We start from the raw sequence: 11,749 nt of genomic DNA on the forward strand, positions 1-11,749 counted from the left end.
TGGTGCTCCTGCAACGCTCCGCGTTGATAACAGTACAAACAAATTCCTTCGAATGCCATTGGTATTCAGGATTCACCACTCACGTGATGCTCCTGCAACGCTCCGCGTTGATAACAGTACAAACAAAAAAACGCTCAAGCAAGCTTGGCGTTTTTTCTTATTATACTGTTTATTCGTGATCGCGACAGGATTCGAACCTGTGACCGTCTGCTTAGAAGGCAGATGCTCTATCCAGCTGAGCTACGCGACCCCTTTTTTATTTTTACCGTGCAAATATATAAATGTATTTTAATTTAAAAATACAAAATCTCACATATTTAACCCCTTTATGACTATTGTCATGTTTATCTTCAACTTCATATTTTACTTTTAATTACATAGAAGAATTTTAATTTGTAAACGTATAGTGGAATCCCTTCCTTTGATTGCAGGGTTAACCGTTGCCCTATTACATGTTGTTACAGGACCTGACCACCTGGCAGCAGTGACCCCTTTCGCCATAGAATCTAAAAGAAAAGCCTGGAAGATTGGCCTGGCATGGGGGTTGGGACATGTTTTTGGAATGTTATTGATAGGCCTTCTATTTCTCATGTTTAAAGCGTTCATTCCTGTGGATAAAATATCAGCTTATAGCGAGCAACTTGTTGGTCTGACTTTAATAGGAATTGCCTTGTGGGTCTTTTACAGGCTCATTAACCCAAAACATAAACACAAACATTTGCATGTACATATTGAAAATAATCCTTTAATTCACAAGCACGAACATGTACATACCCACCGAGATTCACACCGTCACACCCATAGCCTGACCTTAAAGCAAACCAAATTTACCTCATTCGCCATTGGTGTTTTACATGGTTTTGCCGGTATAGCCCATTTCTTGATGTTATTACCTGCCTTGGGTTTTCAATCCCTAATGGCTTCCGGAACCTATATTTTTGGTTTCGCCATCGGAATTATCCTGGCCATGACTACCTTTGCCTTTACCATTGGTAAAATTTCTTCATTTTCAAAACAGGGTCATAATGCCCTATTCTTTAACAGCATTAGAATTGGTGGAGGTGTATTTGCCGCCGTAGTTGGTGTGTATTGGCTGTTAGGTTTTATGATTTTTTAAAAAGTCAACATATTCTTGGAAGTTGTTCTCCTATCAACGGACTTACTATCCGCTTGCCTCCTATCCTACTATTCAAAATGACTTTAGTGGAATGGGCATCGGTCATTTCGCCAATACAAACTGCCTTAGCCCCTTTTACATCATTATGCATAAAATTAATGACCGAATCTACAATGTCCTTATCAACAATCGCAATAAAAATGCCTTCATTGGCCACATAAAGCGGATCCAAACCCAAAATTTCACAGGCCGCTGCAACTTGCTTCTCGATGGGTATTTGGTCTTCAAAAATGGAAATGCCAATGCCGGTATCCTCAACAATTTCCGTTAAAACACTGGATAGGCCTCCCCTGGTAGGATCGCGTAGGAAATGAATATGATCACCAAAAGTATCTAAAAGCCCATTGACTATATCATTCAGATTGGTGGTATCACTCACAATATCGGATTCAAACTCCAGGCCTTGACGTTCAGACATGATGGCCATCCCATGTGTTGCTATAGACCCGCTTAACACTATCTTATCCCCCGCCTTGATACGACTTGTTGAAATATTGGACTTTGGATGCACCTCACCAAAACCTGTCGTATTGATAAAAATTTTATCCCCTTTCCCTTTTTCAACAACTTTAGTGTCTCCCGTAATGATTTGAACCCCACTTTGGTCTGCCGCCGCTTTTATGGTGTTAACAATGCTTATGAATTCTGAAAGTTTTAGCCCTTCTTCAATGATAAAGGCTAAGGATATGTATTTTGGAATGGCTCCACACATGGCCACATCATTAACAGTACCATTAACTGCAAGATCACCAATATTTCCTCCTTTGAAAAAGATTGGAGAAACCACGAAACTATCTGTTGAAATGGCTATTTGCCCGTCAAATTTTACAATGGCCCCATCATGTTTTTGATCTAAAATGGGATTATTGAAGGTTTCAAATATAATTTTATCCAATAGGTCCCGAGTCATGAGTCCACCGCTGCCATGTCCTAAATTAATAGTGTCAAAACCAAGATTTTTGATGTCCATTTATTTCGAAAAAATTAAATTATTGGAAAAATGATAATAGGCAGCACAGGCCCCTTCTGAAGACACCATCGGAGCCCCCAAAGGATTGGAGGGATTACAGTGTTTTCCAAACTCGCTGCATTGATGGGGCTTTTTTATACCTTTAAGTATTTCGCCTGCTATGCATTTCTTATGTTCAGAAACTTTCAGCCTGTGAATGCCAAATTTTAACTCGGCATCATAGGCCTTATATGCCTCGGTAAGCACATAACCGCTGTTGGGTATTTCACCTATGCCTCGCCATTCTCTGTTTCCTATCTCAAATACGTCATGGATAACCTTTAAGGCAGCTTCATTTCCGTCCGCCGTTACCACCCGTGCATATTGGTTTTCTACCCTGTAGATACCCCTCTCCAATTGGCATACAGCCATATAAATCCCCTGAACCAAATCAAGTGGTTCAAAGCCCGTGATGATGATGGGTATCTTATATTTTTCTGCCAATGGCATATAATCCTTGTATCCCATAATGGCACATACATGACCTGCTCCTAAAAAAGCATTGATGTTACAGAATTCATCATCTAAAATAGCCTCCATGGCCGGAGGAACCAAAACATGGGAGACTAGGATGGAATAATTTGTAACACCCTCTTTTTGAGCTTGTATCACCGATAGCGCATTCGCTGGGGCAGTCGTCTCGAATCCAACGGCAAAAAACACCACTTCTTTATGCGGATTTTCCTTAGCAATTCTAACCGCTTCCAAAGGAGAGTATAACACTCTTAAATCGCCACCATGGGCCTTAGCTTCCAATAGGCTTTTTTTACTTCCTGGTACGCGAATCATATCCCCAAAGGAGCACACAATAACATCGTTCTCCAGGAGTTCAACCGCTTTATCGATTAAATTCAGTGGCGTAACACACACCGGGCATCCGGGACCATGGATCATTTGAACCTGATCCGGAAGCAAATCTAAAATTCCATTTTTAACTAAACCGTGGGTTTGACCTCCACAGACTTCCATGATCTTCCATGTTTTGGTCACTGTATCCCCAATAAGCTGCAAATAGCGTTTTGTCGCCTCAAAATTTCTGTATTCGCTGAGATATTTCATTTCGCTGTTTTAATGTTTAAGTAATACATCATCTGGCCAAAAGCAATATTTTCGTCATTTGGAGATAAGTTACGATTAAAATACAATTTGTAATCCAATTTGGCCATTTCTTTTAACATATCAATCAATACGGTATTTTGAAACACCCCACCACTCAACACAATAGACCTGATGTTTTGCCTATCGGCCATCTGGAAAATGATATTAGCCAAAGTATACAGGAAATTGACAATGATAGACTCCATATTTACCCCCTTTTTAAAATCGAAGTAGATCTTTCTTAATATATCCTTAGAGGGTATCATTCCGTTATCGAGAATTGAGGCATACAATGTACTGTGCGCCATATCGTAATTATGGATTTGATTTTCAAGTATTATGGCCGCTTCACCTTCATAGGTATTCAAATTACATATGTCGAGTAAAGATGCCACGGCATCAAATAACCTTCCCACGGACGAGGTCTTGAGCCTATTCTGTTTTTTTATGGTTTGGTATACCGCCACTTCCTCATTTGTAAATTTTGGTAAGACCTCGTCCATAAGATCATCGGTTGCCAATGCGAGTAGTGATAGTCTTGGCTCTTTCGACATTTTGTCTCCGGCAAGCCAATCGAAGTATTCAAAATGAGATATCCTATGGATTTCATGTGAATTGTACTCAAAAAATTCACCTCCCCAAATATGGCCGTCATCACCGTAGCCTGTTCCATCCCATATAACGCCCAAAATCGGAGTTTCCTTGTCAAAAAGATGATGTTCACCCAAAACCGAAGCCAAATGGGCCTTATGGTGCTGAATTTGAATTGAAGGTACTTCAAGGTTCTGTGCCAATTCCTTACCGTATTGGGTAGAATGATAGGTTGGATGCGCGTCTACGAGAATAACCGATGGTTTCTCTTCAAAGAGGGTAATAAATTTTGAAACGGTTTCGGTGAGTCGATTGTAAACGTCGGCATGATTCAGATTACCCAGATATTGACTGATGTATACATAGTCATTCGGTAAAAAAGCCACAGCACTCTTTAAATGGGCTCCCATGGCCAGTATTTTTTCATCTGCCTTGAACGTTCCGAAATAATTGGGCGCGTATCCGCGAGACCTTCTGAACAGGACTTTATGACGATACTTTTTACTAAACTTTATCACGGAATCGTCTTGTGGATTGGATATGGAGAGATTATGATTCAAAAAATAATCAGCGACGCTTTTTAAGGCCTTAAGGGCGAGCTCCGATGAACTTATAATGGGTGAATTATGAATATTGCCGCTTGTGGCAACAATGGGACATTCCAATTGATCGGCCAACAAAAGCAACAGGGGTGTGTAGGGCAGCATAACCCCCAATTGATTTAAGTTTGGTGTTATTTCCTCCAAAGCCAATGGTCCTGAATAATTTTCTTTCGGAATAATGACAATAGGGCTTTCCAATGAGGTCAGTGCTTCTGCGTGTTCCACCGATATAGTCATGTGGTCCTTGAGCAAATTTAACGATGGGTAAAGTATGGCGAATGGTTTTTGAGGTCTGTTCTTTCTTTGTCGCAAGGTTTTTACAGCAGTACCATTTCTCGCATCACAACACAACAAATAACCCGCCGTATTTTTTATGGCAATGATTTGACCTTCCCTTATGAGTTTTGCAATCGTTGTGAATATTTGAGAGTTGTCAATAGCCTGTTCTTTTCCATCTGTATCACATAAGCTCATTTGAATACCACATGTTCCACAGGAGTTGGTTTGGGAATGAAAACGCCTATTGTTCGGATCGGTATATTCATTTTTACAAGCATCACACATATGGAACGCATCCATAGTCGTATGCTTGCGCTCGAAAGGGAATGTGTTGGTAATGGCCCACCGTGGCCCGCAGTTAACACATGTAGTGAAAGGATAGTGGTAACGCTTATTGGTAATATCCAAAATTTCTATCTTACAGTCTTCACAAATGGCGAAATCTGAAGTAAGCGACAGGTTGAGCTTTCCTGTTTTCTGAGAGGGAACAATACTGAAATCTTCAAATTCAGTATGGGAGATCTCCGTTAATTGATGTGTCTTTATTTTTGATAACTTCGGTGGATTTTGAACCAATCCCTTGTAAAACGAGTGGATATTTGATGCTATACCTGATACACATATGATAACCCCGTTCTCATTATTCGAAACAGTTCCTTTTAAATTAAAAGTGTTCGCCAATACATAAACAAAGGGTCGAAAACCAACACCCTGAACCAGTCCTGTTATGGTTATTTTATAGGATTTAATTGGCACCTTGTTATAATTCAGCGGTTAACCGCTTTGTTAACTTAATAATGTCGTCTATGGTTCTGGGTATGGCTTGTTTTACTGTTGTAGATAACTCCAGGCTCATTGGAACTACCTCATTGATGGAGATGGTGAACAAATGAATATCCGGTTTGTTTTCCAATAAATATACTGCTTCAATCATATCTTTTAATCCAACATCATGAACACTCAGTGCCGATGGAAAATCTGAAGCAAACTTTGGTCGAATTAAGGAAATGGTTCCCTCCTTCTGACCATCCAGGGTTGCATCAACAAAAATGACCGCTTTATAGGCCTCAAAGCAATGCAATAACAAAAATCCCCCTGTACCACCATCTAAAATATCCACATTATCGGGTAGTTTCATTGTGGCCATCTCTTGAATGACATGCACCCCAACACCTTCGTTTCCCATGAGATAGTTTCCGACTCCTAAGATAAGAATGCTTCTTGACTTATCCTTTTCAAAATAAAAAGCGTCACTACTTACCGCTACGGGTGCTTTCAATGAATCTGTCATAGTTTTTGTAGTTTATATCTCGAACTATTACGAAGTTTCTTTGGTATTTTCTTGTTCTGGCTCTGTTTTTTTTTGTTTTACGCGCTGTCCAACCACAAATTTATAACCTCCAAACATTGAAGATACTTCCCCTCTACCATCTAGCCAATCGTGATAAAATACAAGATAGAGATGTATCAAAACAAATAAGATAAATAGCCAAGTTGAAATATGGTGAATCTTTCTCACCATAAAATCGCTACCAAATAGAGGTACTACCCAATCAAAAAGATCGGGCAACCACCAGTCCGACATATCAGAATATAATCCAAAACCCGTAAATATCTGAACCAGAGCGAGCAAGAATAATATAAAATAAGAAAGCCCCGCAACACTGTTATGACCCACGCTTAAATCAGTGATCTCAGGATGTTTTTTATGTCTCAATAAAATATCAACCTTGAGAACGTGTAAAAAATTACGCCAACTCTTTCTAGAAAAAGGAAAAAATGATCTCCAGCTGGCAAATTGATTTCCTACAAAAGACCAATAGATCCTCAAAATGAGATTAAAGAAGAAAATATAGGCCGTCATGAAATGGATAAAACGTACGGTTCCTAACCAAAAAGAATCACTCGCCTCAGCACTGGACAACAGGGCCGGAGGATTGGCAATAATAAATCCCGTAACAGCCAAAACAGTTATTGAAATCGCATTAATCCAATGAAAAATTCGAACCGGAAGTTCCCAAACATATACACGTTTATAGTTAATTGTTTCCATGATATATGTGTTATCTATATGTCACAACTTGAAATATTTTGTACTTGAGAAATATGATTTCCATGTTCGTCATACAAATGTACGGCACAAGCGATGCAAGGATCAAAAGAATGAATTGTTCTGAGGATTTCCAAAGGAAGTTCAGGATCTGCTACCGGTGTACCCAGTAAGGTCGATTCGTATGGCGACAACTGTCCTTTCGGGTCTCTTGGAGAAGCGTTCCAGGTGGATGGAACCACTAACTGGTAATTCGCTGTTTTCTTGTCTTTTATCCTTATCCAATGTGCCAAGGATCCTCGAGGGGCTTCACTAAAGCCCACACCCTTTGATTCCGGTTCCCATTTATCCGGATCTCTTTTTTCGGAATGGGCCATTCGAGTATCTCCATTTTTAATATTGTTCATCAGGGTGTCATAAAATTCCATGGTCCAATTGGCCACTAATTGTGTTTCAATACCCCGAGCAGCTGTTCTTCCCAATGTTGAGAATAGGGCATCCACAGGCACGTTTAAATGGGTTAAAGCAGCATTAACGACTTCTTGAATTTCTTTATTACCCCTGGCGTAACCCACTAACAATCTGGACAAAGGCCCTACTTCCATAGGCATACCTTTCCATCGTGGCGTTTTTATGAAACTGTATTTTTCCTCTACATCTATATGATCATAAGGCGGTTTTGGTCCGGAATATTTGATTTTGGTCTCACCATCCCAGGGATGTCTACCGGTTTCCCGTCCTTCGGCATATTCCTCATACCAGGAATTATTGATGAACTCTTCAATATCATCGTTACGGTGATTGACATCATGAACTTTGGATAAATCCCTGTTAAGAATAATACCTTGAGGGAATTTAAAGCTTGAAATATCGTTATACCCATTCGTTGGGAAATCACCATAAGACATATAATTGCCAAAACCTTTGCCTATTGCACCCCAATCTTTATAGAACGATGCTATGGCCAATAAATCAGGAATATAAACTTGTTCAATAAATGCTTTTCCATCTTTTAATAAATGGCCAACATAGGCCAATCGCTCGGCATTAATACCTCCTATGTCGTCCGTATTTATGGCACAGGCCATTCCACCCACAAGATAATTCGGATGTGGATTTTTTCCGCCGAAAATGGTATGTACTCGAACAATCTCTTTCTGCCATTCCAGGGCTTCCAAATAATGAGCCACCGCCATCAAATTCACTTCAGGTGGTAATTTCATTTGAGGGTGACCCCAATATCCATTAGCAAAAATGCCCAACTGCCCACTTTCTACGAACTTGGTAATACGCTTTTTAATATCCGAAAAATAACCTGGAGAGCTTTTAGGCCATTTGGAAATACTTTGGGCCAGTTCGGACGTTTTAATGGGGTCGGCTTGTAATGCATTGACCACGTCCACCCAATCTAAAGCATGTAAATGATAAAAATGTACCGTATGGTCATGCATGTATAAAGCCCCTTCCATGATATTTCTTACCATTTCCGCATTGGGCGGAATTTCAATACCAAGAGCATCTTCTACCGATCTTACAGATGCCAAAGCATGTACCGTCGTGCAAACGCCACAGGCCCTCTGTACGAAGGCCCAGACATCTCTTGGATCCCTGCCTTTAACAATATTTTCAAGCCCGCGTACCATAGGACTGGAACTATAGGCATCGGTTATTTTACCATCTCTTACTTCTACTTCAATTCTTAAGTGACCTTCAATTCTTGTGATAGGATCAACGACTATTCTGTTTGCCATAATAATTTATTTTTAAGAATCCAATGCTTTTTCGTTTTCTTTTCCTCTCGAGATACTTTCCTTTAGTTCCTTCTTCTTCGAAATATTCGCAGCTACGGCATGTGCTGCCAGGCCACCGGCTACGACACCGGCTGCTACTTTACCTATGGTATCTGCAGAACTTTCTATACCAAAACCATGCAGACCGGTTAATCGTTCATACAATGGACCATTATCCCAGAAGTTTTCCTCGCTACAGCCAAAACAACCATGGCCGGATTGAATGGGATAACTTACACCATTATTCCATTTAATTGTTCCACAAGCATTGTAGGTCATTGGACCCTTACATCCTACCCTGTAAAGACAATACCCTTTTTTAGCGTTTTCATCATCAAAGGATTCCACAAACAGACCAGCATCGTAATAGGATCTCCTGTAACAGGTATCATGAACCCGTTTGGAGTAGAATGCTTTGGGTCTTCCAATTCTATCCAATTCCGGTAATTTACCAAAGGCTACCAAATGAACTATGACCCCAGCCATAACTTCCCCAATTGGCGGACATCCCGGTACACGTACTATGGGCTTATTTTTGATTATTTTGTGAATTGGTGTGGCCCCGGTTGGATTGGGGTAGGCCGCTTGAACACAACCATTGGATGCACAACTTCCCCAACAAATAATTGCTTTTGCTCCTTCGGCTGCCTCCAATAGAATATCCTTTGCAGATCTTCCTCCAATACAGCAATAATTTCCATCGTCACCTATAGGTACAGATCCTTCAACGCAAAGAATATACGCTCCTTTATGCTTATCCATCGTCGCCTTTTTCGCAGCTTCTGCCTGATGTCCGGAAGCAGCCATTAAGGTCAAGGTATAATCTAAAGATATTTTGTCCAATATAATATCGGCAACAATGGGATGATCTGATCTAATAAAGGATTCACTGCAGCAAGTACACTCTTGAAAATGTTCCCAAATAACGGGGACTCTATAGCTTGTCTCAAGAGCCTTGGCCACTTGACCAACCATGGAATTTTCCAATCCCAAATATGCACTGATATACGTAACGAACTTCATAAAATCCCGTCTGGAATACCCTTGCTTTATGATGCTTTCGTAATACGTGCTTTCTTTTGTTTCATTTTTTGTAATCATGATGGAAAGTTGAGTTTAGAAGCTTTGAACTTAATTTTAAAGTAATCGTTTTAAATATATCCAATAAAAAGGGTAGAAAACATGATTTAAATCATATTTACCGAACCGTTATTAGGATAACTTTATGGATTCCAATAGTTTAATTTTATTAACCCTTTATAATGCATGAATTATCGGTAGCTATGGGCATTGTGAAAATTGCCGAAGATGTGGTTGAAAAAGAAAAGGCAAAATCAGTGGACCTGATTGAACTGGAAATCGGAATCTTGGCCGGAATTGAATTTGATTCCTTAGATTTTGTTTGGGAATCTGCTGTTAAAAACACGGTATTGGAACATGCCAAAAAACGTATTAACCGTATTAAAGGTGAGGCCAGGTGTGCGGACTGTGATACTGTTTTTGAACTCCAACATCTTTATGATTCCTGTCCGGAATGCCACAGCAATTTTAAAGGAATTTTAAAGGGAAAAGAATTAAGGGTAAAAGCCCTGGAAATAATTTAAACCTATTTTTGCTATGTGTGGAACTTGCGGTTGTGGAAACGGAGAAAACAGGATGACCATTACCAATCCCTTGGAAGTCAAATTACATGACCATGGACATCACCATGGGCATGATCATGATCATCATTCCCATGAACATCATCACGCTCATGACCATGATCACAGCCATGTACACGAACACTCACATTCAAAAGTAGTGAAGATTGAGCAGGACATTCTCCAGCAAAATGATATCATGGCCGCTAGAAACAGAGGTTATTTTGAGGCTCTAAACATTTTTGCCATTAACCTGGTGAGTTCACCGGGATCGGGAAAGACCACATTGTTAGAACGGACCCTAAAGGATTTAAAACATGAGCTGTCATTTTATGTCATAGAGGGCGATCAGCAGACCCTGAATGATGCTCATAGAATTTCAGCACTCGACATTCCGGTAATCCAGATTAATACAGGAAAAGGGTGTCATTTAGAAAGTGATATGGTTTATGAGGCCGTTAAAAAATTAGAGGTTAAAAACAACGCTGTTTTAATGATTGAAAATGTGGGTAATCTGGTATGTCCATCCATGTTCGATTTGGGTGAAAACAAGCGTGTTGTAGTCATCAGCACAACGGAGGGTGTCGATAAACCCATAAAATATCCCGACATGTTCCATAGCTCGGATATCTGCATTATCAATAAAATAGATTTATTGCCGTATCTCGATATCGATATTTCGAAGCTCAAACAAAATGGGTTAAAAGTAAATCCAAACTTGATTTTCCTTGAAGTGTCCGCAACAACAGGTGAGGGTATGCAAGATTGGTATACCTGGCTGAAAGAACATAAGATAAAATAACCAACACTCATGTGCTTATCCATACCCGGTAAATTAATAGCCATAACATCACAGTTGGATGACACTTTTAGAATTGGAAAAGTGTCCTTTGACGGTGTTATTAAAGAAGTGAATTTAACCTTGGTACCCGAAGCTAAAATTGGTGATTATGTCATGGTACATGTAGGGGCTGCCATTAGCATTGTTAACGAAGAGGAGGCCAAGAAAACTTTCGAAATACTGAAGCAGCTGGGCGATTTAGATGATCTGGATACCTAGCAAAACATCCTGATAAATTTTAATCAGTCTTTTTAATTTTCAATTCGATTAAAACGCTAGCTTCAATCGCGTTCAAACAAAATAAGCCGAACAAAATGTTCGGCTTTTATGGTCGGGGTGGCAGGATTAACAAGGTTGATCCTGAAAAAGGGTTGTTGCAAATTAAAGCATGGCTTTAATTTATAAATAAACCTTTCGTTTTTTCAAGAAAGTAAACTTTCTAAAAAAACTCCACGCTTTATTTGTCGGGGTGGCAGGATTCGAACCTGCGACCTCCTGCTCCCAAAGCAGGCGCGATAACCGGGCTACGCTACACCCCGAAAAAGCGGAGAGACGGGGACTCGAACCCCGGCAACACTTTCGCGTTGACAGATTAGCAATCTGCTGCATTACCACTCTGCCACCTCTCCTAAGTATATCACATACTTATGTGATAAAATTGCGGTTGCAAAT

The 11,749-nt window shown here is 40.0% G+C and carries 11 protein-coding genes and 3 tRNA genes; 4 read left to right on the forward strand and 10 right to left on the reverse strand.

The features are described 5' to 3' along the window. Positions 1–176: 176 nt before the first annotated feature. A tRNA-Arg gene (locus tag MR054_RS08040) sits at positions 177–250 on the reverse strand. Positions 251–406: 156 nt separating this feature from the next. Between MR054_RS08040 and MR054_RS08045 the strand changes: the two genes are divergently transcribed. Next, complete coding sequence (locus tag MR054_RS08045; RefSeq protein WP_242157397.1) at positions 407–1,117, forward strand: urease accessory protein UreH domain-containing protein; 711 nt, start codon at positions 407–409, stop codon at positions 1,115–1,117. Positions 1,118–1,121: 4 nt separating this feature from the next. On the opposite strand, the gene hypE is transcribed toward MR054_RS08045, so the two are convergent. The 7 genes from hypE to MR054_RS08080 are packed head-to-tail and all read right to left on the reverse strand — an operon-like array spanning position 1,122 to position 9,697. Then, positions 1,122–2,147: a hydrogenase expression/formation protein HypE gene (gene hypE / locus MR054_RS08050; RefSeq protein WP_242157399.1), complete on the reverse strand. Its 1,026-nt coding sequence runs from the start codon at positions 2,145–2,147 to the stop codon at positions 1,122–1,124. Next, on the reverse strand, positions 2,148–3,245 hold the full coding sequence (gene hypD, locus MR054_RS08055) for a hydrogenase formation protein HypD (protein WP_242157402.1): 1,098 nt from the start codon (positions 3,243–3,245) through the stop codon (positions 2,148–2,150). It abuts the gene before it with no gap. Then, positions 3,242–5,512, reverse strand: a complete 2,271-nt coding sequence (gene hypF / locus MR054_RS08060; RefSeq protein ID WP_242157403.1) for a carbamoyltransferase HypF — start codon at positions 5,510–5,512, stop codon at positions 3,242–3,244. The genes hypD and hypF overlap by 4 nt, the downstream gene beginning before the upstream one ends. Positions 5,513–5,516: 4 nt before the next feature. Next, complete coding sequence (locus MR054_RS08065) at positions 5,517–6,047, reverse strand: hydrogenase maturation protease (RefSeq protein ID WP_242157404.1); 531 nt, start codon at positions 6,045–6,047, stop codon at positions 5,517–5,519. 27 nt (positions 6,048–6,074) lie between these two features. Continuing rightward, positions 6,075–6,809, reverse strand: coding sequence for a Ni/Fe-hydrogenase, b-type cytochrome subunit (gene cybH / locus MR054_RS08070; RefSeq protein ID WP_242084654.1), 735 nt, complete (start codon positions 6,807–6,809; stop codon positions 6,075–6,077). Between the two features lie 14 nt (positions 6,810–6,823). Next, complete coding sequence (locus MR054_RS08075; RefSeq protein WP_242157405.1) at positions 6,824–8,557, reverse strand: nickel-dependent hydrogenase large subunit; 1,734 nt, start codon at positions 8,555–8,557, stop codon at positions 6,824–6,826. 12 nt (positions 8,558–8,569) lie between these two features. Beyond that, the gene (locus tag MR054_RS08080; protein WP_242157406.1) at positions 8,570–9,697 is read right to left on the reverse strand and encodes a hydrogenase small subunit; all 1,128 of its coding nucleotides are present in this window, start codon (positions 9,695–9,697) and stop codon (positions 8,570–8,572) included. Positions 9,698–9,858: 161 nt separating this feature from the next. Here MR054_RS08080 and hypA point away from each other — a divergent pair, with 161 nt between their 5' ends. Genes hypA through MR054_RS08095 form a run of 3 tightly spaced genes read left to right on the forward strand, consistent with a single transcriptional unit; the run spans position 9,859 to position 11,296 of the window. Continuing rightward, positions 9,859–10,200, forward strand: a complete 342-nt coding sequence (hypA, locus tag MR054_RS08085; RefSeq protein ID WP_242157407.1) for a hydrogenase maturation nickel metallochaperone HypA — start codon at positions 9,859–9,861, stop codon at positions 10,198–10,200. Positions 10,201–10,213: 13 nt separating this feature from the next. Then, positions 10,214–11,038, forward strand: coding sequence for a hydrogenase nickel incorporation protein HypB (hypB, locus tag MR054_RS08090; RefSeq protein ID WP_242157408.1), 825 nt, complete (start codon positions 10,214–10,216; stop codon positions 11,036–11,038). Positions 11,039–11,047: 9 nt separating this feature from the next. Beyond that, positions 11,048–11,296 (forward strand): HypC/HybG/HupF family hydrogenase formation chaperone, encoded by a 249-nt coding sequence (locus MR054_RS08095; RefSeq protein WP_242157410.1) that lies wholly within the window; start codon positions 11,048–11,050, stop codon positions 11,294–11,296. A 245-nt stretch (positions 11,297–11,541) separates the two neighbouring features. Here the strand turns inward: MR054_RS08095 and MR054_RS08100 are convergent. Together MR054_RS08100 and MR054_RS08105 are read right to left on the reverse strand one after the other, a co-directional pair. Next, positions 11,542–11,616: transfer RNA gene (locus MR054_RS08100), tRNA-Pro, on the reverse strand. A gap of 6 nt (positions 11,617–11,622) precedes the next feature. After that, a tRNA-Ser gene (locus MR054_RS08105) sits at positions 11,623–11,706 on the reverse strand. Positions 11,707–11,749: the final 43 nt, after the last annotated feature.

Origin of the sequence: Aestuariivivens sediminis (genome assembly GCF_022662105.1) — a bacterium.
Classification (GTDB): Bacteria; Bacteroidota; Bacteroidia; order Flavobacteriales; family Flavobacteriaceae; genus Aestuariivivens; species Aestuariivivens sediminis.